Raw genomic sequence first — 26,047 nt, 5'->3', positions numbered from 1 at the left:
CGCGCCGGGGGTCACTCTTTAAGGGTGGGACGGTGCCGCTCAGGGGGCGGGAAGGTGCGGTTCCGTTGACGGCTGACGGAGCGTCGTGGACTGTCGCGCCCACGCGGCGGAGCCGCATGTCGGACACCGTCCCGAGCCCTGGCGGGGCGCCGTGCCGCCCGGCGTTCTAGCGTGGCCCCGTGGCCTACTTCGATGCTGCTTCCGCTGCTCCCCTTCACCCCGTCGCCCGGCAGGCCCTGTTGGCCTCGCTCGACGAGGGGTGGGCCGATCCCGCTCGGCTCTACCGGGAAGGGCGGCGGGCGCGGTTGCTGCTCGACGCCGCCCGGGAAGCCGCTGCCGAGGCCGTGGGGTGCCGCGCGGACGAGTTGGTGTTCACTCCTTCGGGGACACGGGCGGTGCATTCGGGGGTGGCCGGGGCGCTGGCGGGGCGGCGGCGCACCGGACGCCACCTGATCGTGTCAGCGGTCGAACACTCCTCCGTACTTCATGCCGCCGAGGTCCACGAGCGGGAGGGCGGCACCGTCACCCAGGTCCCCGTGGACCGGACGGGGGCGGTGGACCCCGTGGCGTACGCGGCGGCTCTGGGCGACGGCACCGCGCTGGCCTGTCTCCAGTCGGCCAACCACGAGGTGGGCACCGAGCAGCCGGTGGCGGAGGTGGCGGAGGCCTGCCGGGCGGCGGGGGTGCCGCTGCTGGTGGACGCGGCCCAGTCGCTGGGCTGGGGGAAGGTGGCGGGCGACTGGTCGCTGCTGGCGGCGAGCGCGCACAAGTGGGGCGGGCCGTCGGGGGTCGGGCTGCTGGTCGTGCGCAAGGGGGTGCGGTTCGCGCCGCAAGGGCCCGCCGACGAGCGGGAGTCGGGCCGGGTGCCCGGTTTCGAGAACCTTCCGGCGATCGTGGCCGCGGCGGCGTCCCTGCGGGCGGTGCGGGCCGAGGCGGCCGAGGAGGCGGCACGGCTGCGGGAGCTGACGGAGCGGATCCGGGCGCGGGTGCCGGCCTCGGTCCCGGACGTGGAGGTGGTCGGCGATCCGGTGCGCCGGCTGCCCGGCGTCGTCACCTTCTCGTGTCTCTATGTCGACGGGGAGACTCTGCTGCACGAGCTGGACCGCGCCGGCTTCTCCGTCTCGTCCGGCTCGTCCTGCACGAGCAGCACCCTGACGCCGAGCCACGTCCTGCGAGCGATGGGCGTGCTCAGCGAGGGCAACGTCCGGGTGTCCTTGCCGCCCGGGACGCCCGCGGAGGACGTCGAGCGGTTCCTGGAGGTGCTGCCGGGCACGGTGGCCGCGGTCCGGGAGCGGCTGGGGGCGCCGACGGGGCCGGCGGCCGTCCGGGAGACGGCGGCCGACCTCGTCGTGGACGCGATCGGCCGCCGCTGCCCCATCCCGGTGATCGAGCTGGCCAAGGTCATCGGCGACGTCCCCGTCGGCGGCACGGTCCGCGTCCTCTCCGACGACGAGGCGGCCCGCCTGGACATCCCGGCGTGGTGCGAGATGCGGGGGCAGGAGTACGCGGGCGAGGAACCGGCGCAGAAGGGAACGGCCTACCTGGTCCGCCGGCTCCGCTGACCCGCCCCGCTCACCGCCTCAGCGCAGGTGGGTCTGCACCTCGTCCGCCGCCTCGTCCCCGTACGCCTTGGTGAACCGCTCCATGAAGTGCCCGCGCCGCAGCTGGTACTCCTGCGTGCCGACCGTCTCGATGACCAGCGTCGCGAGCATGCACCCGACCTGCGCCGCCCGCTCCAGCGACACTCCCCACGCCAGTCCCGACAGGAACCCGGCGCGGAAGGCGTCGCCGACGCCCGTGGGGTCGGCCTTGCGCTCCTCGTCCGGGACGCCGACCTCGATGGTCGGCTCGCCGGCCCGCTCGATCCGCACGCCCCGCGCGCCGAGGGTGGTGACGCGGTGGCCGACGCGGGCCAGGATCTCCTCGTCCGTCCAGCCGGTCTTGGTCTCGATGAGCCCCTTCTCGTACTCGTTGGAGAAGAGGTAGGTCGCCCCGTCCAGCAGTATCCGGATCTCGTCGCCGTTCATCCGGGCGATCTGCTGGGAGAAGTCGGCCGCGAAGGGGATGGAGCGGGCGCGGCACTCCTCGGTGTGCCGGAGCATCGCCTCGGGGTCGTCGGCGCCGATGGAGACCAGGTCGAGGCCGCCCACGCGGTCGGCGACGGTCTTCAGCTCGATGAGGCGGGCCTCGCTCATCGCGCCCGTGTAGAACGAGCCGATCTGGTTGTGGTCGGCGTCGGTCGTGCAGACGAAGCGGGCGGTGTGCAGCGTCTCGGAGATGCGCACGGAGTCGGTGTCGACGCCGTGTCGCTCCAGCCAGGCGCGGTACTCGGCGAAGTCCGAGCCCGCGGCCCCGACCAGGACCGGACGGGTGCCGAGCTGGCCCATGCCGAAGGCGATGTTCGCGGCGACCCCGCCGCGGCGCACGTCGAGCTGGTCGACCAGGAAGGAGAGCGAGACCGTGTGCAGCTGGTCCGCGACGAGCTGGTCGGAGAAGCGGCCGGGGAAGGTCATGAGGTGGTCGGTGGCGATGGAGCCGGTGACTGCGATGCGCACGGCGTGGACTCTCTCCTCAGGGAGGCGGGGTGGACAGTTCACGCTACCCGGCGGTGCGCCGACTCCGAAGCAGGCGAAACTACCCGATAGTAGAACTTCCTACGCCACCCGGAACAGGCCTACGGTTCCCTTATGACGAACCCGAAGACCGTCGCACCCGCCCCGGCCGACCTGGAGGGCGATCTCGCGTCGCTGCGCGGCGACTGCGCCCGGATGTCGCGGCGCTGGTCGCCGCCCGTACGGGTCTCGGCGCACCCCGTCCCCCTGTCGCTGATCCACGGCGTACGGGTGCCGGGGACGTCGGCCCGGCTGCTGGAGGCGATGTCGGACTACGGCGACTAGCAACCGCTCGTCCGGCGACCCTGCGGCCGGTCGGGTGACCCGCGCCGCCGAGGGGAACCGGATCCTCCTCCACCGCGTCCCATCGCTGTCCCCAGTAACAGCCGAAGGAGCGATGCGGTGAACAGCGAGCGACCCGACCACGACGACGCCCCCGCCGCCGACGAGGGCGGCACCGGGCGTCCCGAGCGGCGGCGTCCCCCGGCGGTCGTCGTCGCGTCCGTCGCCGCCGTACTGCTCGTGGGGGCCGGCGGGGCCTGTCTGGCCACGTCCGCCTCCGGCGGCGGCTCGGACGGCGGTACGTCATCGGGGGCGCCGGGCGACGACACTCCCCCGCCGCTGCCCCTCGACGGCTACCGGGCGCCGTCCCCGGGCGGCGGCGACACCAACGGCATCGCGCCCGGCGAGCCCGACCCGTACGGCGTGACCTACCGCGCCGACGGCCCGCTTCCCGAGGGGCCCGGCTCGGCGCCGGTGTACCGGACGAAGGGCGAGGTCGGCGAGGCGGAGGTGGCCCGCCTGGCGACGGCCCTCGGCATCGAGGGGGCGCCGCGGCTCCAGGGTGAGGCGTGGAAGGCCGGGAGCGTCAGGGACGGCGCGGGCCCAGTGCTCACGGTGAGCCGGCGGGCGCCGGGCACCTGGTCCTTCCAGCGCTACTCGCCCGGCACGGACAACTGCAAGAAGGGCGCCGTGTGCAAGGCCCCCTCCGCCGACGGGTCACCGGTGAGCGAGGCGGCCGCGAGGAAGGCGGCGGCGCCGGTGCTGAAGGCCCTGGGCCAGGACGACGCCAAGCTGGACGCGAGCCAGGTCATGGGCGCCCGGCGGGCCGTGAACGCCGAACCGGAGGTCGGCGGGCTGCCCACGTACGGCTGGACGACCGGCGTGGTCGTCGGCGCGCGGGGCGAGGTGGTCGGCGGCAGCGGACAGCTGAAGGCGCCGGTCAAGGGGGACACGTACCCCGTCCTGGACGCGAAGGAGACGCTGGCGCTGCTGAACGCCCCGGGCGGCGGCGCCGGGGCGGGCATCGGCGGCTGCGCCGGGCCGGTGCCGCTGGAGGAGGGCACCGCGCGGACGCCGTGCGAGCCGTCGACGGCGACGGGCACCCCCGGGATGCCGGAGAAGCCCCGGCGTTCGGACCGGCAGACGGTCACCGTCCGGGAGGCGGTGTTCGGGCTGGCCGCCCATCCGGTGCAGGGGCGGCAGACACTGGTGCCGTCCTGGCTGTTCGAGGTGAGCGCGCCGGGGACCGCGGACCCCTTCACGGTGACGTATCCGGCGGTGGACCCGAAGTACCTGACCTCCCCCGCGCCGTCCCCGTCCCCGTCCGACGGGTCGACGTCGTCCCAGGACGTGCCGGTGAGCGGCTGGACGGCCGAGGGCACCGAGCTGACCGTGCACTTCACCGGCGGGGTGTGCTCCGAGTACGAGGCGACGGCGAAGGAGGACTCCGGGCGGGTGACGGTCACGGTGACCGCGACCTCGGATCCGGGCCGGGTCTGCATCATGATCGCCAAGGAGTTCGAGCGGACGGTGACGCTGGACCGGCCGCTCGGCGACCGGAAGGTCGTGGGGACGGACGGCGAGGAGATCCCGCTGTACAAGCCGGGCGCGCGGCTTCCGGCGCCGTCCGGGGTCCGCTGACGCCCACCGGGAGAATGACGGAAAGAGGGCGGCGGCCCGGGGAGGGAACCCCGGGCCGCCGCCCTTCGCACGAGGGGACGCGGCTCAGCTGAAGGAGTCGCCGCAGGCGCAGGAGCCCGTCGCGTTCGGGTTGTCGATCGTGAAGCCCTGCTTCTCGATCGTGTCCACGAAGTCGATGGTGGCGCCGCCCAGGTACGGGGCGCTCATGCGGTCGGTGGTGACCTTGACCCCGCCGAAGTCCTTCACGACGTCGCCGTCGAGCGAACGCTCGTCGAAGAAGAGCTGGTAGCGCAGGCCGGAGCAGCCGCCGGGCTGGACGGCGACGCGCAGCGCCAGGTCGTCACGGCCTTCCTGGTCGAGCAGGGCCTTGACCTTGGCCGCGGCGGCGTCGGTCAGGATGATGCCGTCGGTGACGGTGGTGGTCTCGTCCGATACGGACATCTACATCTCTCCCGGGTTGTACGGAGACTGCTTGCCGACGGTTCCAACCGACGGGGCCGCGGATTCATTCCGGGACGGACCCGTGAGGTGTTCCTCGGCCTTCTCCTCATGCTCGCACATGCCCCGGAGGGCGGACAGCGGCTCGGGCGCCGGGATTCACGTCACATCGACATGATGGGCATCGTCAAAGTGACGTGAACCGGTTATGATATATAGCGTCAGTTAGACGAAAAGTAGAAAGGGTGCGTGTCGTGACCACCGCCCAGCCCCAGGAGCTCGACGTGCAGCCGACGCCCCTCGCCCTGTTGCTGCTCGGCCGCGAGGCCGACCCGAGGAGCGAGCGCGGCGTGGAGTGCCCGGGCGACCTGCCCTCGCCCTCCGACCCGGACCTGGTCGCGCGCGCCCGTGCGGCCAAGGAGAAGCTCGGGGACAAGGTCTTCGTCCTCGGCCACCACTACCAGCGCGACGAGGTCATCCAGTTCGCGGACGTCACGGGCGACTCGTTCAAGCTGGCCCGGGACGCGGCCGCGCGCCCGGAGGCCGAGTACATCGTCTTCTGCGGCGTGCACTTCATGGCCGAGTCGGCGGACATCCTGACCTCCGACGACCAGAAGGTGGTCCTGCCCGACCTCGCGGCCGGCTGTTCCATGGCGGACATGGCGACGGCCGAGCAGGTCGCCGAGTGCTGGGACGTGCTCACCGAGGCCGGGATCGCCGAGCAGGTCGTGCCCGTCTCGTACATGAACTCGTCCGCCGACATCAAGGCGTTCACCGGCAAGCACGGCGGCACCATCTGCACGTCCTCCAACGCCGAGCGTGCCCTGAACTGGGCCTTCGAGCAGGGTGAGAAGGTGCTCTTCCTGCCCGACCAGCACCTGGGTCGCAACACCGCGGTGCGGGACATGGGCATGTCCCTGGAGGACTGCGTCGTCTACAACCCGCACAAGCCGAACGGCGGGCTGACGGCCGAGGAGCTGCGCGCCGCGAAGATGATCCTGTGGCGGGGCCACTGCTCGGTGCACGGCCGCTTCAGCCTGGACTCGGTGAACGACGTGCGCGAGCGCATCCCGGGCGTGAACGTCCTGGTCCACCCCGAGTGCCGGCACGAGGTCGTGGCCGCGGCGGACCACGTCGGCTCGACCGAGTACATCATCAAGAAGCTGGAGGCGGCCCCGGCCGGCTCCAAGTGGGCCATCGGCACCGAGCTGAACCTGGTCCGGCGACTGGCGAACCGTTTCGCTCCCGAGGGCAAGGAGATCGTATTCCTCGACAAGACGGTCTGCTTCTGCTCGACGATGAACCGCATCGACCTGCCGCACCTGGTCTGGGCGCTGGAGTCGCTCGCCGAGGGCACCCTGGTCAACCGGATCGAGGTCGACAAGGAGACCGAGGCGTTCGCGAAGCTGGCGCTGGAGCGGATGCTGGCGCTGCCGTAGCCCGGTCGCGCCGCCGTTGCCCGGACGGGCCGGCGCAGGCGGGGCGGGCCGCCCACGGCCGCGGTGTCGGACCGCTGCCGTAGGCTTCCCGCCCCGCACACCGACTCGGAGGATCCAGAGCAGTGACCGGCCTGTCCGCTTTCCCCCTGCCCTTCAGCACGGCCCGCTCCATACCGTTCGCGAAACCCCGGACGCTGCGGGAGCTGGAGATCATCCGGTGCAGCGCCCACATCCGGTCGAAGCCCGGCTGGTACGACAAGATGCACGACCCCGGCATCGTCGCCCGCTGGACGCGGGAAGCGGTCGGCCAGGGCCTGACCGAGGCCCAGGTCCGCTACGTCCTCGACGAACTCGCGCACTACGCGGCGCTGCGGGACGCGCGGACCGGCATCGAGGTGTCCGCCGTCGACGGGGTGTGGCAGTCGGACACGCTCATCGACGAGAAGCTGCACTCCCGGCTGCGCGAGGCGGTCCGGGTTCTCGAGGAGGTCCCCGAAGCCGAGCGGGACTGGCACCCCGGCTCCGGCGGCCAGGTGCTGGACCTGGTGCACCCCTCTCTCTTCTGCCTGGTGAAGGGCGTCAGCGGCGACCACGAGCAGGCCTGGCGGAACCCGACGGACCGGTACTCCCGGTACGAGTTCTCGGAGCGGTTCCAGTGGCTGCCCACGGACGTCGACGTCCAGGACGACGGGACCGTGGCCTTCCGTTCGTACGTCAACAACCTCCACCCGGAGGACCATCGCGAGCTCGCCTCCGTCCTGCCGGACGTGTTCGCGCGCATGCGCCCGCTGCTGGAGAACGTGCTCACCGATCTGCGCCACCCGCGTCCCCTGCGGATCGAGGCCGACCCCTACGGGTGGTACGACTCGGAGCCGGAGTACCCGGACGAGTCCGACTTCGACGACGACGAGGCGTACGAAACGGCCGTCGAGGCCTTCGAGGAGGCCTACGACCACTGGTGGGAGCAGCGCCGCCCGGCCGTCCCGGACGCCCCGGCCTTCACCGCGCCCGAGCCGCCCGACGCCTCGGCCCGCGTCGACCTGCGCGGCCGCCGCCTCCAGGTCATCGTCAAGCTCGCCACCATCCACCTCACCCCGGACCGGCCCGAGTACGCCGGCGGTTCCTGGCACGTCGAGGGGATGCTGAACGAGCGGATCGTGTCGACCGGCATCTACTACTGGGACAGTGAGAACATCACCGAGAGCCGGCTGAGCTTCCGGACGGCCCTCGACGAGCCGAGCTACGAGCAGAACGACCACACCGGCCTGCGCGAGGTCTACGGCCTGGAGAACGAGGACGCGCTGAACCAGGTGCTGGGGTCGGCGTCGACCCCGGCGGGCCGCTGTCTGGCGTTCCCGAACGTCCTGCAGCACCGGGTCGGCGACTTCCGGCTCGCGGACCCCACGCGTCCGGGACACCGCAAGATCCTCGCGTTCTTCCTCGTGGACCCGTCGGAGCGGATCGTCTCGACCTCCGACGTGCCGCCGCAGCAGCCGTGGGCCGCCACCTCGACCATGACGCCGGACGAGGCCAGGGGCTACCGGGAAGAGCTGATGCACGAGCGCAAGTTCTTCGTCGACGAGCACAACGAGCAGCTCTACGAACGCGAGTTCTCGCTGTGCGAGCACTGAACCGCTCTCCGCGCGGGCACTGAACGCCCCGCGCGACGCGAAAGGGGCGCTCCCCGTGAAGATTCCACGGGGGGCGCCCCTTCGGCGTACCGGCCGCCGTGCCTGCGGGCGTCAGACCTGGGCCGGCTCCGGGTCCTGCGCGGGCTGCTGCTGCTCGGGCAGGCCCTTCTTCGCCGCCTTCTTCCTCGCGCGCCGCTCCTTGCGCAGCTCCAGCATCGCGTAGAGCGTCGGGACCAGGAGCAGGGTGAGCAGCGTCGACGTGATCAGGCCGCCGATCACGACCACCGCCAGCGGCTGGGCGATGAAGCCGCCCTCGCCGGTGACGCCCAGGGCCATCGGCAGCAGGGCGAAGATCGTCGCCAGGGCCGTCATCAGGATGGGCCGCAGACGGTGCCGGCCACCCTCGATCACCGCCTCGACGACACCGTGTCCCTGCTTGCGGTACTGGTTGATCAGGTCGATCAGCACGATCGCGTTGGTGACGACGATGCCGATCAGCATCAGCATGCCGATCATCGCCGGGACGCCCATCGGGGTGCCCGTGGCGACCAGCAGGCCGATCGCGCCGGTCGCGGCGAACGGGATCGACACCAGCAGGATCAGCGGCTGGGCCAGCGACCGGAAGGTGCCGACCAGCAGCATGAACACGATCGCGATCGCCGCGAGCATGGCCAGGCCGAGGTTCTTGAACGCGTCGTCCTGGTCGGCCGTGACGCCGCCGATCTCGGCCGTGGCGCCGGCCGGCAGCTCCAGGCCGTCGATCCTCGACTGCAGGGCCGTGCCCACCGCGCCGGTGTTGTCGCCGGTCGGCCTGGCGGTGACGGTCGCCGCGCGCTGGCCGTCGATCCGGGTCATCGACACCGGGCCGTCCACCAGCTGCACGGTGGCGATGTCGCCGAGCCTGGCCTTGCCGAGGTTCAGGGCCTTCAGCTCGGCCAGCGTCCGGGCGGGCTGCGCCGACCGGATGACGACGTCGCGCTCGGTGTCGTCCAGGACCGCCTTGGCGGCCGGGGTGCCGCGCACCGCCTGGGCGACGGCCGCGCCGAGCGTCTGGTCGCTGAAGCCGGCCTCGGCGGCCTTCGCGTTGGCCTTGACCGAGATGCGCGGCACGCTCTGCGCCAGGTCGCTGGTGACGTCGGTGACGTCGTCGAGCCCGGCGACGGCCTTGCGGACCTCCTCCGCGGCGTCGCGCAGCACCTGCGCGTCGGCCGCCTTGACGACGACGCTCAGGTCCTGGCTGCCGAAGCCGTCACCGGCGGAGACCGTGGTGGTGCCGATGCCGTCGAGCTTCGCGAGCCCGGCCTCGATGTGGTCCTGGACGTCCTCGGCGTCCGCCGAGTCCTCCAGCATCAGCTGGTACGAGGCCTGGTTGGTGTCCGTGCCGCCGCCGAAGGCCGCCATGAAGCCGGACGAGCCGACGGTGACCTGGTAGTCCTTGACGCCCTCGGTCTCACCGAGCAGCTTCTCGACCTTGCGGGCCTGCGCGTCGGTCGCACCGAGGCTGGTGCCGGGCTTCAGCTCCTGCTTGATGCTGAGGACCTTCTGCTCACCCTGGTCGAAGAAGTTCGTCTTCAGCAGCGGCGCCATGCCGAACGTGCCGATGAGCACGACGACCGCGATGGCCACGCTGGTCAGGCGACGGCGGGTGGCGAAGCGCAGGACCGGGACGTAGAAGCGCTGCAGGCGGCTCTTCGCCTCCTTCTCCTCGGCCAGGCGGCGGGCCTCCTCGGCGTCCTCGGGGGTGCCCTTCGGCGGGCGCAGGAACCAGTACGACAGCACCGGGACGACCGTCAGCGACACCAGCAGGGACGCCAGCAGCGCGGCGGTGACGGTGAGGCTGAAGGAGCCGAACAGCTCACCGACCATGCCACCGACCAGACCGATCGGCAGGAACACGGCGACCGTGGTGAGTGTGGACGACGTGACCGCCCCGGCGACCTCGCGGACCGCCCTGAGGATGGCCTCGTGGCGCTCCTCGCCGTAGCCGAGGTGCCGCTTGATGTTCTCCAGGACCACGATCGAGTCGTCGACGACGCGGCCGATGGCGATGGTGAGCGCGCCCAGCGTCAGCATGTTCAGCGACAGGTCGCGCGTCCACAGCACGATCAGCGCCAGCACCACCGACAGCGGGATGGAGACCGCGGTGACGAGGGTGGAGCGGATGGACGCCAGGAAGACCAGGATGACGAGGACGGCGAAGAGCAGTCCGAGGGCGCCCTCGGTGGTCAGGCCCTCGATGGCCTGCGACACCGCCGGACCCTGGTCGCTGACGACGGTGAGGGTCGCGCCGGAGCCGAGCTGCTCGCGCAGTCCGGGCAGCTTGTCCTCGACGGCGTCCGAGATGGCGACCGCGCTGCCGTCGTGGTCCATGGTGACGGCGACGGCGAGGGACGGCTTGCCGTTGGTGCGGGTGAGCGAGTCGGCCTTGGCCTCCTCCTGCTTCACGGTGGCGACGTCGCCGAGGCGCACCGGCTTCTGCACGCCCTCGCCGGTGACCATCAGGTTCTGGATCTGCTCCAGCGAGGTGAAGCCGCCGCCGACCTGGACGGTGCGGTTGGCGCCGCCCTCGTCGAAGGAGCCGGCCGGGACGGTCGCGCCGCCCGCCTGGAGGGACTGGGCGAGGGCCATGGGGCTCACGCCGGCCTTCGCCAGCTTCGCCTGGTCGGGGGTGACGGTGACCTGGAGGTCCCGCACGCCGTCGACCACGACCTGGGCGACCCCGTCGATGTCCTTCAGCTCCGTCACGACCGTCTTGTCGAGCTGGTCGGCCAGCGCCTGCTGGTCCTTGTCCGAGGTGACGGCGAGGACGACGGTGGGGATGTCGTCCGTCGAGCCGGAGATGACCTGCGGGTCCACGCCGTCGGGGAGCTGCGCGCGGGCCCGGTTGACGGCCTGCTGGACATCGGCGACGAGCTGCTGGGTGCCGTTGCCGTAGTCGAAGGACGCCATGATCACGGCGTTGCCCTCGCTGGCCGTGGAGGTGACGCCCGAGACGCCGTCGACGGCTTCGAGGCTGTCCTCGATGGGTTCGACGACCTGCTTCTCGACCACGTCGGGCGAGGCGCCCTGGTACGGCGCCAGCACGGACACCATGGGCAGTTCGATGGTGGGCAGGAGCTGCTGCTTGAGCTGGGGGATGGCGATCGCGCCGAAGACGAGCGCGACGATCGACATCAGGCCTATCAGGGCCCGTTGCGCGAGGCTGAATCTCGACAGCCAGGACATGGATCAGGGTCTCTCTTCTGTGGCCGAGCGGAGGAAGGGCGGGACAGGAGCGCCCACCCAACACCCTGAGCCATGGAAGCCCCCCGTTCCCTAGGCCCCAGGTCCATTTCCTTATCCCGCGCATACTCCCGGCGCAGTACGGCGGGGTGGACCTCACTCCACCCTCGGACGTACCAGCCCGGACTCGTACGCGATGACCACCAGCTGGGCCCGGTCGCGGGCGCCCAGCTTGGCCATCGCCCGGTTGACGTGTGTCTTCACCGTGAGCGGGCTGACCTCCAGCCGCTCGGCGATCTCGTCGTTGGAGTGCCCGCCGGCCACCTGCACCAGCACCTCGCGCTCCCGCACGGTCAGCGAGGCCAGCTTCTCGGCCCGGGCCGGGTCGCGGCCGGCGTCGTCCGCGCCGTCCTCCTGGGCGAGGAACCGGGCGATGAGCCCCTTGGTGGCGGCCGGGGACAGCAGCGCCTCGCCGCCGGCCGCGACACGGATCGCGCTGAGCAGCTCCTCCGGCTCCGAGCCCTTGCCGAGGAAGCCGGAGGCGCCCGCGCGCAGCGACTGCACCACGTAGTCGTCGACCTCGAAGGTGGTCAGTATGACCACGCGGACCTGGGCGAGGGCGGGGTCGGCGCTGATCGTGCGGGTGGCGGCGAGGCCGTCCGTGCCGGGCATCCGGATGTCCATCAGCACCACGTCCGGCCGGTGCTCGGCGGCCAGCCGGGCCGCCTCGGCGCCGTCGGACGCCTCCCCCACCACCTCCATGTCGGGCTCGGAGTCGACGAGCACCCTGAAGGCGCTGCGCAGCAGTGCCTGGTCGTCGGCGAGCAGGACACGGATCGTCATACGGCATCCTTCGCGGCGTCGTCACGGCTTCTGACGGGAAGGATCGCATGGACCCGGAAGCCGCCCCCGTAGCGGGGACCGGTGGTGAGGGTGCCGCGCACGGCGGTGACGCGCTCACGCATGCCGAGCAGCCCGTGTCCGCCGCCGTCGGCGGGGGCGTCCGTCTCGCCGGCACCGTCGTCGAGGACGGTGACCTCGATGTGGGGCCCCACCCTGACGATGCTGACCTCGGCCTTCGCCCGCGGCCCCGCGTGCTTCTGCACGTTGGTCAGGGCCTCCTGGATGATCCGGTAGGCGGCGAGGTCGACGGCGGTGGGCAGGGTGGTGCCCTGGTCGGCGCGGGCCACCTCGACGTGCAGGCCGGCGTGGTGGAAGGTGGCGACCAGTTCGTCGAGCCGGTCCAGGCCGGGGGCCGGTTCGGTGGGGGCCTTGGGGTCGTCGGACTGGCGGAGCAGACCGACGGTGGCGCGCAGCTCGTTCAGCGCGGACCGGCTGGCCTCCCTTACGTGGGCGAGTGCCTCCTTGGCCTGGTCGGGCCGCTTGTCCATGACGTGGGCGGCGACACCGGCCTGGACGTTGACCAGGGCGATGTGGTGGGCGACGACGTCGTGCAGGTCGCGGGCGATGCGCAGCCGCTCCTCGGCGACGCGGCGGCGGGCTTCCTCCTCCCGGGTCCGCTCGGCCTTCTCGGCGCGTTCCCGGATGGCCTGGACGAAGGCGCGGCGGCTGCGGACGGCGTCCCCGGCGGTGGCGCCGATGCCGGTCCAGGCGAAGACGGCGAGGTTGTCCTGCGCGTACCAGGGCAGGGGGCCGGCCAGCATGGCGACGCCGGTCAGCACGGTCATGGTGAGCAGGCCGACCCGCCAGGTGGTGGAGCGGTCGGTGGTGGCGGCGACGGTGTAGAGCGCCACCACGGCGGACATCACGACCGGGGCGCGGGGGTCGCCGGTGACGCACTCGACGATCGAGAGGCAGCCGGTGAAGGCGAGCACCGCCAGCGGGGCGCGGCGCCGCAGGACGAGCGCGGCGGCGCCGAGCACCATCAGCAGCAGGCTGAACGGGTCGGGGGTGCGGACGCCCCAGGTGACGCCGTCGGGACCGTGGGGGTCGGCGAAGGAGCCGGCGACCATGCACACGAGGACGGCCGCGGCGAGGGCGGCGTCCAGGGCCAGGGGGTGCGCGCTGAGGCGGCAGCGGGCCCGCGCGAAAGTGCTCACGCGTGTCTACGGTAGCGGGGTGGGGGTTTCTTCGGGGGGTGCCCGGCGTTCCGGTGGACGACCCGGGGGCTGCGCCCCCGGACCCCCGCTTCGGCCTGGACGGTGACCGGCGTGGCAGTGGCCGGTGTTCTCAGGGCGCGTCCGGGATGAGGCCGTTGTCGCTCAGCAGTTCGCGGACCTCCTCCAGGGTGGCGTCCGGGGAGGGGAGGATCAGGTCCGACGGCTCCAGGGAGTCGTCCGGCAGCGGTTCGCCCAGTTCGTGGACCTTGGCCAGCAGGGCCTGGAGAGTCGCACGGAAACCGGGGCCGTCGCCGTTCTCCATCTCGGCGAGGAGTTCGTCGTCCAGCTTGTTCAGCTCGGCGAGGCGGCCGTCGGCCAGCCTCACCTGTCCCTCCCCCATGATCCTCACGATCATGTCGCCCTCCTAGGCGTGGGCTACTGCTTGTCGAAACGCGGGGTGTCCTGCGGCTGCTGCCGGGGCTGCGACTGGCCCTGGCCGCCCTCGAGCGCCTGCCGGTCGGAGGTGCCGCCTCCGGCCAGCTCGGCCTTCATGCGCTGCAGCTCCAGCTCTACATCCGTACCACCGGAGAGCCGGTCCAGCTCGGCCTGGATGTCGTCCTTGTGCATGCCGGACTGGTCGTCCAGGGCGCCGGAGGCGAGCAGCTCGTCGATGGCGCCGGCCCGCGCCTGGAGCTGGGCGGTCTTGTCCTCGGCCCGCTGGATCGCGAGGCCCACGTCGCCCATCTCCTCGGAGATGCCGGAGAACGCCTCCCCGATGCGGGTCTGCGCCTGTGCGGCCGTGTAGGTGGCCTTGATGGTCTCCTTCTTGGTACGGAAGGCGTCCACCTTGGCCTGGAGGCGCTGGGCCGCGAGGGTGAGCTTCTCCTCCTCGCCCTGGAGGGTGGAGTGCTGGGTCTCCAGGTCGGTCACCTGCTGCTGGAGGGCGGCGCGGCGGGAGAGCGCCTCGCGGGCCAGGTCCTCCCGGCCCAGCGCCAGCGCCTTGCGGCCCTGGTCCTCCAGCTTGGACGACTGGGACTGGAGCTGGTTGAGCTGGAGCTCCAGGCGCTTGCGGCTGGTCGCCACGTCGGCGACGCCGCGGCGCACCTTCTGCAGCAGCTCAAGCTGTTTCTGGTACGAGTAATCGAGGGTCTCGCGCGGGTCCTCGGCCCGGTCAAGGGCCTTGTTGGCCTTCGCGCGGAAGATCATCCCCATACGCTTCATGACACCGCTCATGGGCTTCGCGCGCCCCCTTCTGACCGACTCCAGCTCCAGCGACTGCAACAGAACCCACAGTACGGGCCCTGCATCCATTACCGCACTGTTCGGGGACGGATGCGCTCATCCCCAAGGACGACTGCGTGCGCTTCCGCTCCGGCCCAGGGAGTAGGCGCTCCCCGGGGAGACGTCCCGGAGCCCCGGACCGGGGCCGTACGCAACGTCCCCTCTGTCCCCTTACGGACGTCCGGCGTTGCCGGATCGTTCCCCACCGGGCTGGGGCCCACACTCCCCCACCCCGTACCCTTGGGTTTTGTGTTCCGTAGCCGTGCCAAGGAAGAGAAGGCCCCGAGCGCCGTCAAGGCGCCGGTGACCGACTCCAAGCAGCCCCGCGACCCGCAGGCCCCGAAGGGCAGGCCCACGCCCAAGCGCAGTGCGGCCCAGTCCCAGCGCCGCAGCGTCGCCAACACCCAGATGACGCGCAAGGAGGCCGCGAGGCGTCAGCGCGAGGAGCGCCGGTCCGCGATGGAGCGGCAGCGCCAGGCGCTGGCCAGCGGCGACGAGCGGTATCTGCCGGCCCGCGACAAGGGCCCGGTCCGCAGGTTCGCGCGCGACTTCATCGACTCGCGGTTCAACATCGCCGAGTACTTCCTGCCCATGGCCGTGATCATCCTCGTGCTGAGCATGATCCGGGTGGCGTCGCTGCAGAACATCGCGCTGCTGCTGTGGCTGGTCGTGATCGTGCTGATCGTGCTCGACTCGCTCGTCACCGGCTTCCGGCTGAAGAAGCGCCTCGCCGAGCGCTTCCCCGACGAGCGCCGGCGCGGTGCGGTCGCCTACGGGCTGATGCGTTCGCTGCAGATGCGCCGGATGCGGCTGCCCAAGCCGCAGGTCAAGCGCGGGGAGCGGCCCTGAGCGCCACGCCGTTCGCCGGGGGCGCCACCGACGCCTGGCTGGACGAGCCGGGCGGTCTGCGGGACTTCGTACGGCAGGAGCTGGTGGCCCGGCAGCTCGACGAGCAGATAGCCGGCCGCTTCCCGGTGGGCAAGCGGCTGCGGGTGCTCGACGTCGGCATGGGCCGGGGCACCCAGGCGCTGCGGCTGGCGCGGGCCGGGCACCAGGTGACCGGTGTGGAGCGCGACGCCACGATGATCGCCGCGGCGCGTGAGGCCCTGGCGGGCCAGCCGGAGGGCATCCGGGAGCGGATGCGGATCGTCGAGGGCGACGGCCGGGACACCGGCGTGCACTTCCTGCCGGGCAGCTTCGACGTGGTGCTCTGTCACGGCGTGCTGATGTACGTCGAGGAGCCCGACCCGCTGCTGGCCGGGCTGGCCCGCATGCTCGCCCCGGGCGGCCTGCTGTCGCTGCTCGTGCGCAACGGGGACGCGCTCGCCATGCGCCCGGGCCTGAGCGGCGACTGGGCCGGGGCGCTCGCCGCCTACGACACGGCCGCCCACCTCCCCCGTTCTAGAACCGACTCGGACGGGGGGACCCCCGCCCGCCTCGGCCTCGACGTCCGCGCCGACCGGCTGGCGACGCTGACGGCCAAGCTCGCGGGCATCGGCGCCCCGCTGCACACCTGGTACGGCGTCCGGGTCTTCACGGACACGGCAGCCGACGGCGCCGCCGCCCCGGACGACGTCGAGACGCTGCTGGCCGTGGAGGAGCGCGCCGGCCGGACGGACCCGTACCGCGGAGTCGCGGCGCTGCTGCACCTGTGCGGGGTGCGGGGATAGGACCCCGGCGGGGCGCCCGTTCGGGTGCTCTGCGCAAGCAGGACGTCCGGGCCGCCGTGAGACTCGGGGCATGGACGTCTCCCGCACCCGTGCCGTGTCCCGGTTCCGCATCCCCGTCGCCGCACTGGCAGGCTCCCTGCTGCTCGCCACCGGTTGCTCCGCGGCCGGACCGGGCTCCGACACGGACGGCGGGCGGGAGACCGCCACGACGGCCCGGGCCGCCGCACCGGCCGCGGCCAACGACCTTCAGGCCGACTACCAGCAGGTGATCAAGGACGTCCTGCCCTCGGTCGTCCAGATCCGGTCCGGGGACGACCTGGGCTCGGGAGTCGTGTACGACGACCAGGGCCATGTCGTCACCAACGCCCATGTGGTCGGGGACCAGACGTCCTTCCGGGTGACCACCGCCCACAGCGAGGACCCGCTGTCCGCCCGGCTCGTCTCCTCCTACCCCGAGCAGGACCTCGCGGTCGTCAAGCTGGACACGGTGCCCGACGGGGTGCGGGCGGCCCGGTTCGAGGACTCGTCGAAGGTCGACGTCGGACAGATCGTGCTGGCGATGGGCTCGCCGCTCGGGCTGTCGTCCAGCGTGACGCAGGGCATCGTCTCGGCGACCGGACGGACCGTCACCGAGGGCCGCGGCGGCGGCGGTACGGGGGCGACCCTCGCCGACATGGTGCAGACCTCGGCGGCCATCAACCCCGGCAACAGCGGCGGTGCGCTGGTGAACCTCGACGGCCGGGTCATCGGCATCCCGACGCTCGCCGCGACCGACCCCGCCCTCGGCGACAGCGCGGCGCCCGGCATCGGGTTCGCGATCCCCTCGTCCACGGTGACGACGATCGCCGGCCAGATCGTCAAGAACGGCCGGGTCACCGAATCGGGACGGGCGGCACTCGACATCACCGCCCGCACGGTCGTCGACGACGCCTACCGGCCCGCCGGCGTGGCGATCGTCAGCGTCGAGCAGGGCGGTGCCGCGGACGGGGCGGGCCTGCGGGCGGGGGACGTCATCACCGGGCTGGGCGATGCGGACATCACCACGATCACCTCGCTCTCCGAGGCCCTGGCGTCGATGCGGCCGGGCGACCGCACCAAGGTCACGTACACCCGAGGCGGCGACGAGCACACCGCCGAGGTGACGCTGGGCGAGCAGTGACACGGAAGGGGACGGCCCCGTTCGCGGCCGTCCCCTCCCCGTCGCCGGCGGGCCCTCGCTCAGGCCCCTTCGGCGTGCAGGCTCATCGGCCCGTAGATCTCCGTGGAGTCCTCGAACAGCCGCACCTGGTCGGCGCCGCCCTCCTGGAGGTCCTTCCAGTGCTCCCCGATCCAGGACTCGGCGTCCCCTTGCGTGGTGAACTCCTCGGGCTGCACCGCGGGCTGGACCTCCGTCCCGCCGGCCGTCTCGAACCGCCACGTCCATGCCGCCATGTACGCCTCCAAGATGTGAGCACATGCAGAGCGGAAGCCGGATCTTGGTCCGGCTCCCGGTCGCAGCCTATGCGCTGAGCCGGGCGTGTCGTAGAAGGCCGGGGCACGACTCCGGGGGCCTCGGGCGCGCATGTCGTGGGGCGACCGGCGAAAATCGGGGCGTGGACGTGACTCTGCTCGGCACCGGTGCCCCCGCGGGACTCCCCCGCCCCGACTGTCCCTGCGCGGCCTGCGCCGCCGCACAGGGCGAGAACGCGCGCGCGGCGACCGCGCTGCTGGTGGACGGGACGCTGCTCCTCGACCTGACGCCCGGCGCCGCGTTCGCCGCCGCTCGCGCCGGGCACTCCCTGGCCGGCGTACGGCAGGTGCTGCTGTCGCACCCGCACGACGGCCCCGCCGTGGAGGTGCCGGCGGGGCTGCCGCAGCCGGGGCGGGTGCCGGACGGGCGGGAGCTGGCGCTGCTGACGGGGCACCGGGTGCGGGCGGTGGCGATGGACGCGCCCGGCACCGGGTACGCCGTGACGGGGCCGGACGGGCAGCGGCTGCTGTATCTGCCGCCGGGCGGGGCGCCGGCCGGCCTGGAGGAGCCCGCCGAGCCCTACGACCTGGTCCTCGCGGACGTCGTGGGCCGCCCGGACGCCCTGGCGAAGCTGCGCGCGGTGGGCGCCGCACGGCCCACCACGGACGTCGTCGCCGTCCACCTCGGCCACGACGTGCCGCCGGGCCGCGAGCTGAAGCGCCGGCTCGCGGCGGCGGGCGCACGGGCGGTGCCGGACGGGACGACCCTGACGACGGGCGTGTACGAGGACGTGCCCGACGTGCCGCGGCGCACCCTCGTCCTGGGCGGGGCCCGGTCGGGGAAGTCGGTGGAGGCCGAGCGCCGGCTGGAGTCCTTCCCGGACGTGCTGTACGTGGCCACCGGCGGCTCCCGCAACGGCGACACCGAGTGGGCGGCCCGGGTCTGCGCGCACCGCGAGCGGCGCCCCGGCTCGTGGCGGACCGCCGAGACCTGCGACCTGGTCCCACTCCTGAAGGACGACGGCCCGCCCCTCCTCGTCGACTGCCTGTCGCTGTGGCTGACGGACGCGATGGACGCGGTCGGCGCGTGGGACGACGCGGAGTGGGCGGACGGCGGCGAACGCGCCCTGCGGGACCGGGTGCGCGAGCTGACGGAGGCGGTGCGCGCCACCCGGCGCACGGTGGTCGCGGTGTCGAACGAGGTGGGCTCGGGAATCGTCCCGGCCACCGCGTCGGGCCGCCGCTACCGGGACGAACTCGGCCGCCTGAACGCGGCGTTCGCCGACGAGTGCGAGCAGGTCCTGCTGGTGGTGGCGGGCCAGGCGCTGGTGCTACGGGGCTGACGGCGGCTCCTTGCGGGCGACCAGCCGGGGGGTCCGCTCACCGGTGAGGACCGTGCAGCCGCGGACCTCCAGCTCGGCCCGCAGCCCCATCGGGTGCGAGGTGCCCGGCGGCAGGGCGAACAGGCGGCGCGGGTCGGCGAGGTCCAGCAGGAGATGGCCGCCGGGGCGCAGGACGTGCAGGGCGGCGCGGAGTTCGGCGCGGGGGTCGGGGACGCGCTCCAGATGGTGGAAGAGGCTGACGACGTCGTACCGGGCGCGGAGCCGCGCGGCGATGTACCGGTCCGTCAGCCGGCCGACGTACGCCTCCTCGACGCGGTCGGCGGCGCGGGCACGCAGCACGCGGTGCGTGGGGTCCACGCCGTCGAACGAGGTGTAGGGGAAGTAGCGCCGCGCCGTCCGGGGGAAGTCGGCGTCGCCGGTGCCCACGTCGAGCCAGCTCTCGGGCTCGGGGCAGTGACGGAGCATCGTGCGGACGGCCAGGACGTGTCTCAGCCGGACGCCGGCCCGGACGGCGGGGTGTTCGGGCCGGGGCGCGAGCAGCGGGTTGGGGAAGGTGTGCCGGCAGTCCCGGCACCGGTCGAGGACGGAACGGGCCGGCGCACCCTGCCGCGGCTCCTGGCGGCCGGACCGGGAGCGCAGCCGCCGTGAGCCGCACCAGGGGCAGTCGGCACGGTGCGGCCCGTAGAGGGGGACGGGAGGCACCGGGGGCACGGGAGAGGGCACCGAGGGGGCGGAGGGCGACACGGGCGGCTCCCGACACATAGAGGACGACGTACACAATCCGCGCAAAACGTTACGTAGAGGAGGACGATCCGGAGGGCAACGACGCCGGTCCGGCGCGGTGCGGACGGGACCTCTTCGGTGTTCGACCGGGGCCGGTACTGTTCGGCGAATGAGCTCGCTGAATCTCGACGACTTCACCGATCTGATCGAGCGCCCCGACGGCGGGGTGCGCCGCGACGCCGAGGCGCGCCGGGAGCGTCAGGTCGTGCCGCCCGGGTCGCTGGGCCGGCTGGACGACCTGGGTGAGTGGCTGGCCGCGGCGCAGTCCGCCGTACCGGTACGGCCGGTCGAACGGCCCCGGGTGGTGCTCTTCGCCGGAGACCACAAGGTCGCCGAGCTGGACGTGTCGGCGCGGCCCGCGGGCGGTGCGGCGGACCTGGTGCGCGAGGTGCTGGAGGGCGGCCGGCCGGTCTCGGTGCTGGCGCGGCGCCTCGGGGTGCCGCTGCGGGTGGTCGACATGGCTCTGGACTGCGATCCGGAGACGCTGCCGGCCGAGGTCGTGAAGCACCGGGTGCGGCGCGGCGGCGGGCGCATCGACATCGAGGACGCGCTGACCCTCGAGGAGGCGGAGGCCGCCTTCCGGGCCGGGGTCGCGGTGGCCGACGAGGAGGCCGACTCCGGTACGGATCTGGTGGTGCTCGGCGATGTCAGCGTGGGCGGCACGACGGCGGCGGGCGTGCTGGTCGCGGCGCTGTGCGGGACGGACGCGTCGGTCGTCACCGGCCGGGGCGGGCTGGCCATCGACGACCTGGCGTGGATGCGCAAGTGCGCGGCGATCCGGGACGCGCTGCGGCGGGCGCGGCCGGTGCTCGGCGACCAGTTGCAGCTGCTGGCGACGGTGGGCGGGGCCGACCTCACGGCGATGACGGGCTTCCTGCTGCAGAGTGCGGTGCGGAAGATGCCGGTGATCCTGGACGGCGTGGTGAGCGCGGCGTGCGCGCTGGTGGGCCAGCGGGTGGCGTTCCGGGCGCCGGACTGGTGGCTGGCGGCGCACGACAGCGGGGAGCCGGGGCAGGCGAAGGCGCTGGACCGGATGGCCCTGGAGCCGCTGCTGGCGCAGGGTGTCCGGGTGGGTGAGGGGGCGGGAGGTCTGCTGGCACTGCCCCTGGTCCAGGCCGCGGCGGCACTGGCGGCGGAGCTGCCGGAGGTCTCCGACGGGGGTGAGTGAACGAGGGCGCGTGGTCCGGCTGCGGGGTGGGCCGGGGGTGGGTGCGCGTGGCCCGGTATTGCCGGGGTGCCCGGCGCGGGTGCGGGGCGGGTGGGGTGACGCGGCCCGGCGCTACGGGGTGCCTCCCCCAGAGGGGGGACCCCCAGCGCCCACCCGTGCCGCCCTGGGGGGCACCTCCCAGGCCGTTCAGGCACTGGGGGAGGCACGCCTGCCCGCAGCTACGACGGCCGGGCGGACGACTGCCCGCAGCTGGAGGGGCGGGAGACTACGGATAGCCGCGTACGGCGAGAAGAGGCCGTGTCGGGGGGTGTCCGCCCGCAGCGGTTGGCGCGTCAACGCCCCGTCTGTTGGAAGTGACCGATTTCGCGCCGTGCCGAGGACGGACACCCCCGGCGCGGCCCGACCCACACACAACGCAACGCGCTACGCGCACCCCCACCCAGCAGCCACAGGCCGCCGCAGGCATCGCACCCGCACCACCACCGCCGGAGGCATCCGCGTCACAGCCGCGGTGGGTCCGGGCGGCCGCCGATCCAGTCCTGGAGGGCGCGGCTCCGGCCGGACCAGCGGCGGTCGTGGTGGTAGGCGCGCAGCCGCGACTTCGCCCGGGCGCGCGGCCGGCGGCCGTAGAAGCGGCGGGCCCAGAAGGACCCCGGCCGGGCCAGACGGACCGCGCCGATCAGGGCGATGACCGGCACGATCACCCCGAAGATCGCGAGGCGCGCCTTGCCCTTGGCCAGTGCGAGGAGGGAGAAGAGGAAGTTGCCCCCGACGGTCGCGATGACGTTCGCACGGTCCTGCAGCTCGTCCTCGGAGACGTCGTCCACGCCGAAGGGCGTGAAGCCGGCCAGCACGAGCCCCACCAGAGCCGCGGTGATCACCACGACCTCCACGCTCTTGCGGCCGTCCTCGGTCCAGTAGACGTCGTCGAGGTGCAGGATCAGCGCGAACTCGTCCAGGACGAGCCCCGCCCCGATGCCGAAGAACACCGCCGCGAGCGCGGAGCCGAACCCGTGACGTCCGCCGGCGACCGCGCCGAAGCCCCCGACGACGGTGAGGACCACCCCGGGGACCACGTGGTGGATGTGCACCCCGCCCGCCTTCACGTTCCCGAAGGGCCCCTTGCCCGCCCGGATCAGCCGGGTGACGATCCGCGTGATCACAAAGGTCAGCACGAACGCACCGAGCGCGAGGAGCAGCGGCAACTTGCCCGGTTCCACGATGTTCCGCTGCCACCAATCTCCCATATGCGAACTTTATCCCCGGGCCCCGACAGCACCCCGCCGACCGCCGGGTAGTCTGCGCCGGTGCTCAGGACCCCCTCCCCCCACGGCCTCCGGTTCGCGTTCGGCACCCTCACCGTGCTCCCGGTCCGCGTGACCCGCTGGGACCGGGAGGCGGCCCGCGGCGGCATGCTGTGCGCCCCACTGGCCGGGCTGGTCGTGGGCGCCGCTGCCGCCGCCACGGGGCTCGCGCTGCTGTTCCTCGGCGCCGGCCCCCTGCTCGCCGCGATCGCCACCGCCGCCGTGCCCGCCGTCCTCACCCGGGGCCTGCACCTGGACGGGCTGGCCGACACCGCGGACGGCCTGGGCAGCGGGAAGCCCGCCGAGGACGCGCTGCGCATCATGAAGCAGTCGGACATCGGCCCGTTCGGCGTGATCACCCTCGTCCTCGTGCTGCTGAGCCAGGTCGCCGCGCTGACCCAGGCGTACGACGCCTCGTGGGCGCGGGGCGCGCTCGCCGCCGTGGTCTCGGCGACCGCCGCCCGGCTGGCGCTCACCCTGGCCGCCCGGTCGGGGGTGCCCGCCGCGCGCCCGGAGGGGCTCGGCGCCGCCGTCGCCGGGGTGGTCCCGATACGCGGAGCGATAGCCGTCGCCGTCGCCGTCACGGCGGCCGGCGCTGTGGCGGGCGCGTCCCTGGGCGCGGCCGACGCGCTCCGCACGGCGCTCGCCCTCCTGTGCGCCGGCGCCGGCGCAGAACTGCTCCTGCGGCACTGCGTCCGCCGCTTCGGCGGGGTCACCGGTGACGTCTTCGGCGGCGTCGCGGAGACGGCGGCGACGACCGCGCTGGTGGTCCTGTCACTGAGCCCCTGACACCCCGCACCCCACCACTCCTCACCCCGCCCCTGATACTCCGCACCCCGCACTCAGCAGGCCTCCCGCCACGCCCCCAGGTCGTACTCCTTCCGCATCGAACTCAGCCCCAGCCGCCGGGACTCGGCACAGAACCGTCCGGTCGGCAGCTCGTACTCGACGTGGAAGACCGCCTTGTCCGCCTCGAGGAACGGCTGGTTGTCGGCGCACTCGCCGTACTGCGCGCACTGCTCGTTGACCGCGAAGTCGAAGTCGTCGACCAGCTCCGGGATCTGGTCGAGGTCGTTCTTCAGACCGACGGCCATCCCCCGGTCGTGGGCGAGCCTCGCGATCAGCCGGTTGTAGCGGAGCTGGTCGCCGGCGGTGAGCGGGAAGCCGGTGTCGTTCCGGTAGCCGTCCATGTTGTCGGGCTCCACGGCGTCGAAGCCCTTGTCACGGCACATGTCGAGGCGCGCGGCCATCAGCGGCTCCAGGACGTCCGTCGCCCGGATGTCCAGCCAGCGTTCGCCCTCCCAGCCGTTGGACCTGCCCAGCACCGACGCGGGGAAGCCGGCCGCGTCGGGGCGGAAGTCCTCCCAGGCGCCGGTGGAGACGTAGCAGATGACCTTCCGGCCGTCGTCGTGCAGGGACGCCACCGTGGACGCGGTGTGGTCGAAGCCGTCGATGTCGTAGACGGGCACGTCGACGCCGGTGTCGAGCCGCCCGCTGAGCTGCCACTGCCAGGCGGTGCCGGGGCGCGGGCGCCAGTGGCCGGCGTCGCCGCGCCCGTCGTCGACGGGGGACCCGGACGAGCACGCCGCGAGCGGCAGGGGAAGGAGCAGCGACAGGACCGTCAAGAGGGCCGGGCGTCTCATGGGGTGTGCTCCACGGGGTGAGGGCGGGGGACCCCCGGAATGATCTCGTACGCCCGGGGCCGCGCGGGAAACGCGGGGCGCGGGAGCGAGCGGGCGGGGCCGCGAGCGTAGGCTCGTGCCGGGTGTTCGCCTGCCCGGGTGCATACCACACCGCAGGAGGGATCTAGGGTCGGTTGTCGGGCCCGGTCGACCCACCCGCATTCGGCCATACAGGACTTCATACGGAAGCGAGATTTCACCACCGTGACTGCTCTCACTCTCTCCACCGCAGCGGTGCCCGGCCTGCGGGCCGACGCGATCGTGATCGGTGTCGCCAAGGGGGCCCGCGGCCCGGTCGTCGCACCGGGCGCCGAGGCCGTGGACAAGGCGTACGACGGCAGGCTCGCCGACGTGCTGGAGACCCTCGGTGCCTCCGGTGCGGAGGGCGAGGTGACGAAGCTGCCGGCACCGTCCGGCTTCAAGGCCCCCGTCGTGGTGGCGGTCGGTCTGGGCGCCGAGCCCGAGAAGGACGCCGCCTTCGACGCGGAGGCGCTGCGCCGCGCCGCCGGTGCCGCCGCCCGCGCGCTGGCCGGCGCCAAGAAGGCCGTCTTCGCGTTGCCGGTCACCGAGGCGGCCGACGCCGGCGTCATCGGTGAGGGCGTGCTGCTCGGCGCGTACTCCTTCGACGCGTACAAGGAGAACGGCCGTCAGGCCCAGGGCGCGAAGGCGAAGAACGGCAAGGCTCCGCTCGCGGAGGCCGCGCTGCTGGGCGGCAAGCCCCGCGACAAGGCGTACAAGGCCGCGATCGAGCGTGCCGCGGCCGTCGCCGAGGAGCTGAACCGCGCCCGCGACCTGGTCAACACCCCGCCGAACGACCTGAATCCCGAGGCGTTCGCCGCGATCGCGCAGGCCGCCGCCAAGGAGCACGGCATCAAGGTGCAGGTGCTCGACGAGAAGGCGCTCACGAAGGGCGGCTACGGCGGCATCCTCGGCGTCGGCGCCGGTTCGGCGTCCGGCCCGCGGCTGGTGAAGCTGTCGTACACCTCGTCCAAGGCGACGAAGTCGCTCGCCTTCGTCGGCAAGGGCATCACGTACGACTCGGGCGGCATCTCGCTGAAGCCGGCGGGGCACAACGAGACGATGAAGTGCGACATGGCCGGCGCGGCCGCCGTGTTCGCCGCGGTCGTCGCCGCCGCGCGGCTCGGCCTCGAGGTCAACGTCACCGGCTGGCTGGCGCTGGCCGAGAACATGCCGTCCGGCTCCGCCACCCGCCCGGGTGACGTGCTGCGCATGTACAGCGGCAAGACGGTGGAGGTCCTCAACACCGACGCCGAGGGCCGTCTCGTCCTCGCCGACGCGCTGTGGGCGGCCTCGCTGGAGAAGCCGGACGCGATCATCGACGTGGCGACGCTGACCGGCGCGATGATGCTGGCACTGGGCAGCCGTACGTACGCGGTCATGGCGAACGACGACGCGTTCCGCGCCACGGTGCACGAGGCGGCGGAGGAGGTCGGCGAGCCGGCCTGGCCGATGCCGCTGCCGGAGCACCTGCGCAAGGGCATGGACTCCGCGACCGCCGACATCGCCAACATGGGTGAGCGGATGGGCGGCGGGCTGGTGGCCGGCCTGTTCCTGCGCGAGTTCGTCGGCGAGGGCATCACCTGGGCGCACCTGGACATCGCGGGTCCGGCCTTCAACGAGGGCGGGCCGTTCGGGTACACCCCGAAGGGCGGCACGGGGACGGCGGTGCGGACGCTGGTGCGGGTCGCGGAGCTGACCGCCGCGGGCGATCTGGGCTGACGGCGCCTGCGAGCCCCGGGGGGCGTGGGTGATCGTGCGGCTGCGTCCGTCGTGGCTCGTCGCGCAGTTCCCCGCGCCCCCAGGGGGCGTGACCCCGGCGCCGCGCCCCCTGGGGGCGTGACCCCGGCGTCGGCGGCAAGTGGACCGTTGCCCGTCGCGCCCACGCGGCGGAGCTGCAGATCCACACAGCCCTGCGCCCCTGGGGGCGTGACGCGGAACTCGGCCTCGCCGGCCTGGAGCGGGTGCACAGCCCCGCGCTCCTGGGGCGTGACCCGTCCTCGCTCACACGGGAACGTGGGGCG

23 protein-coding genes are annotated in these 26,047 nt (G+C 73.2%); 12 read left to right on the top strand and 11 right to left on the bottom strand.

Annotation, left to right across the window (positions count from 1 at the left end):
- Positions 1–179: 179 nt before the first annotated feature.
- Complete coding sequence (locus AB0E77_RS03870) at positions 180–1,562, top strand: aminotransferase class V-fold PLP-dependent enzyme (RefSeq protein ID WP_361565068.1); 1,383 nt, start codon at positions 180–182, stop codon at positions 1,560–1,562.
- A gap of 18 nt (positions 1,563–1,580) precedes the next feature.
- On the opposite strand, the gene AB0E77_RS03865 is transcribed toward AB0E77_RS03870, so the two are convergent.
- Positions 1,581–2,555 carry a carbohydrate kinase family protein gene (locus AB0E77_RS03865; RefSeq protein ID WP_361565066.1) on the bottom strand — a complete coding sequence of 325 codons (975 nt, stop codon included), beginning with the start codon at positions 2,553–2,555 and terminating at the stop codon, positions 1,581–1,583.
- A 132-nt stretch (positions 2,556–2,687) separates the two neighbouring features.
- Between AB0E77_RS03865 and AB0E77_RS03860 the strand changes: the two genes are divergently transcribed.
- Together AB0E77_RS03860 and AB0E77_RS03855 are read left to right on the top strand one after the other, a co-directional pair.
- The gene (locus tag AB0E77_RS03860) at positions 2,688–2,897 is read left to right on the top strand and encodes a hypothetical protein (RefSeq protein ID WP_361565063.1); all 210 of its coding nucleotides are present in this window, start codon (positions 2,688–2,690) and stop codon (positions 2,895–2,897) included.
- A gap of 117 nt (positions 2,898–3,014) precedes the next feature.
- Positions 3,015–4,535: a hypothetical protein gene (locus AB0E77_RS03855; protein ID WP_361565060.1), complete on the top strand. Its 1,521-nt coding sequence runs from the start codon at positions 3,015–3,017 to the stop codon at positions 4,533–4,535.
- Positions 4,536–4,619: 84 nt separating this feature from the next.
- Here the strand turns inward: AB0E77_RS03855 and AB0E77_RS03850 are convergent, their stop codons facing one another.
- Entirely contained in the window at positions 4,620–4,976 is a 357-nt protein-coding gene (locus AB0E77_RS03850) for an iron-sulfur cluster assembly accessory protein (RefSeq protein WP_030405042.1), read from the bottom strand.
- A gap of 251 nt (positions 4,977–5,227) precedes the next feature.
- On the opposite strand from AB0E77_RS03850, the gene nadA reads away from it, so the two are divergent.
- Both nadA and AB0E77_RS03840 read left to right on the top strand, forming a co-directional pair.
- On the top strand, positions 5,228–6,412 hold the full coding sequence (gene nadA / locus AB0E77_RS03845; RefSeq protein ID WP_361565057.1) for a quinolinate synthase NadA: 1,185 nt from the start codon (positions 5,228–5,230) through the stop codon (positions 6,410–6,412).
- Positions 6,413–6,534: 122 nt separating this feature from the next.
- Positions 6,535–8,043, top strand: a complete 1,509-nt coding sequence (locus AB0E77_RS03840; RefSeq protein WP_361565054.1) for a DUF4246 domain-containing protein — start codon at positions 6,535–6,537, stop codon at positions 8,041–8,043.
- 111 nt (positions 8,044–8,154) lie between these two features.
- On the opposite strand, the gene AB0E77_RS03835 is transcribed toward AB0E77_RS03840, so the two are convergent.
- The 5 genes from AB0E77_RS03835 to AB0E77_RS03815 all read right to left on the bottom strand — a co-directional run bounded on the left by AB0E77_RS03835 (position 8,155) and on the right by AB0E77_RS03815 (position 14,546).
- Positions 8,155–11,268: an efflux RND transporter permease subunit gene (locus AB0E77_RS03835; RefSeq protein ID WP_361565051.1), complete on the bottom strand. Its 3,114-nt coding sequence runs from the start codon at positions 11,266–11,268 to the stop codon at positions 8,155–8,157.
- Between the two features lie 153 nt (positions 11,269–11,421).
- Entirely contained in the window at positions 11,422–12,108 is a 687-nt protein-coding gene (locus AB0E77_RS03830; protein WP_361565048.1) for a response regulator transcription factor, read from the bottom strand.
- Complete coding sequence (locus AB0E77_RS03825; protein WP_361565045.1) at positions 12,105–13,325, bottom strand: sensor histidine kinase; 1,221 nt, start codon at positions 13,323–13,325, stop codon at positions 12,105–12,107. The genes AB0E77_RS03830 and AB0E77_RS03825 overlap by 4 nt, the downstream gene beginning before the upstream one ends.
- A gap of 130 nt (positions 13,326–13,455) precedes the next feature.
- Positions 13,456–13,740: a hypothetical protein gene (locus AB0E77_RS03820; RefSeq protein ID WP_361565042.1), complete on the bottom strand. Its 285-nt coding sequence runs from the start codon at positions 13,738–13,740 to the stop codon at positions 13,456–13,458.
- A gap of 20 nt (positions 13,741–13,760) precedes the next feature.
- On the bottom strand, positions 13,761–14,546 hold the full coding sequence (locus AB0E77_RS03815) for a PspA/IM30 family protein (protein WP_361565039.1): 786 nt from the start codon (positions 14,544–14,546) through the stop codon (positions 13,761–13,763).
- 270 nt (positions 14,547–14,816) lie between these two features.
- On the opposite strand from AB0E77_RS03815, the gene AB0E77_RS03810 reads away from it, so the two are divergent.
- From AB0E77_RS03810 to AB0E77_RS03800, 3 genes are all read left to right on the top strand, one after another.
- Entirely contained in the window at positions 14,817–15,455 is a 639-nt protein-coding gene (locus AB0E77_RS03810; protein ID WP_361565603.1) for a DUF3043 domain-containing protein, read from the top strand.
- An 83-nt stretch (positions 15,456–15,538) separates the two neighbouring features.
- The gene (locus AB0E77_RS03805; RefSeq protein WP_361565036.1) at positions 15,539–16,276 is read left to right on the top strand and encodes a methyltransferase domain-containing protein; all 738 of its coding nucleotides are present in this window, start codon (positions 15,539–15,541) and stop codon (positions 16,274–16,276) included.
- Positions 16,277–16,346: 70 nt separating this feature from the next.
- On the top strand, positions 16,347–17,435 hold the full coding sequence (locus AB0E77_RS03800; RefSeq protein WP_361565033.1) for a trypsin-like peptidase domain-containing protein: 1,089 nt from the start codon (positions 16,347–16,349) through the stop codon (positions 17,433–17,435).
- A gap of 59 nt (positions 17,436–17,494) precedes the next feature.
- Here AB0E77_RS03800 and AB0E77_RS03795 read toward each other — a convergent pair whose 3' ends face one another.
- Positions 17,495–17,707 carry a hypothetical protein gene (locus AB0E77_RS03795; RefSeq protein WP_361565030.1) on the bottom strand — a complete coding sequence of 71 codons (213 nt, stop codon included), beginning with the start codon at positions 17,705–17,707 and terminating at the stop codon, positions 17,495–17,497.
- 161 nt (positions 17,708–17,868) lie between these two features.
- Between AB0E77_RS03795 and AB0E77_RS03790 the strand changes: the two genes are divergently transcribed.
- Positions 17,869–19,068, top strand: coding sequence for a bifunctional adenosylcobinamide kinase/adenosylcobinamide-phosphate guanylyltransferase (locus AB0E77_RS03790; protein ID WP_361565027.1), 1,200 nt, complete (start codon positions 17,869–17,871; stop codon positions 19,066–19,068).
- Here AB0E77_RS03790 and AB0E77_RS03785 read toward each other — a convergent pair.
- Positions 19,057–19,770: a class I SAM-dependent methyltransferase gene (locus AB0E77_RS03785; RefSeq protein WP_361565024.1), complete on the bottom strand. Its 714-nt coding sequence runs from the start codon at positions 19,768–19,770 to the stop codon at positions 19,057–19,059. The genes AB0E77_RS03790 and AB0E77_RS03785 overlap by 12 nt on opposite strands.
- 190 nt (positions 19,771–19,960) lie before the next feature.
- On the opposite strand from AB0E77_RS03785, the gene cobT reads away from it, so the two are divergent.
- Positions 19,961–21,019: a nicotinate-nucleotide--dimethylbenzimidazole phosphoribosyltransferase gene (gene cobT / locus AB0E77_RS03780; protein WP_361565021.1), complete on the top strand. Its 1,059-nt coding sequence runs from the start codon at positions 19,961–19,963 to the stop codon at positions 21,017–21,019.
- A 500-nt stretch (positions 21,020–21,519) separates the two neighbouring features.
- Here cobT and AB0E77_RS03775 read toward each other — a convergent pair whose 3' ends face one another.
- The gene (locus tag AB0E77_RS03775) at positions 21,520–22,266 is read right to left on the bottom strand and encodes a hypothetical protein (protein WP_361565018.1); all 747 of its coding nucleotides are present in this window, start codon (positions 22,264–22,266) and stop codon (positions 21,520–21,522) included.
- Positions 22,267–22,326: 60 nt separating this feature from the next.
- On the opposite strand from AB0E77_RS03775, the gene AB0E77_RS03770 reads away from it, so the two are divergent.
- Positions 22,327–23,112, top strand: coding sequence for an adenosylcobinamide-GDP ribazoletransferase (locus AB0E77_RS03770; protein WP_361565015.1), 786 nt, complete (start codon positions 22,327–22,329; stop codon positions 23,110–23,112).
- Between the two features lie 53 nt (positions 23,113–23,165).
- On the opposite strand, the gene AB0E77_RS03765 is transcribed toward AB0E77_RS03770, so the two are convergent.
- Positions 23,166–23,966 carry an endo alpha-1,4 polygalactosaminidase gene (locus tag AB0E77_RS03765; protein WP_361565007.1) on the bottom strand — a complete coding sequence of 267 codons (801 nt, stop codon included), beginning with the start codon at positions 23,964–23,966 and terminating at the stop codon, positions 23,166–23,168.
- 243 nt (positions 23,967–24,209) lie between these two features.
- Here AB0E77_RS03765 and AB0E77_RS03760 point away from each other — a divergent pair, with 243 nt between their 5' ends.
- Positions 24,210–25,745 carry a leucyl aminopeptidase gene (locus AB0E77_RS03760; RefSeq protein ID WP_361565004.1) on the top strand — a complete coding sequence of 512 codons (1,536 nt, stop codon included), beginning with the start codon at positions 24,210–24,212 and terminating at the stop codon, positions 25,743–25,745.
- Positions 25,746–26,047: the final 302 nt, after the last annotated feature.

Source organism: Streptomyces sp. NPDC032940 (assembly GCF_040636935.1).
Lineage (GTDB): Bacteria > Actinomycetota > Actinomycetes > Streptomycetales > Streptomycetaceae > Streptomyces.
Note: the sequence above shows the minus strand (reverse complement) of the source record. Positions and strands in the feature narration are given on the sequence as shown.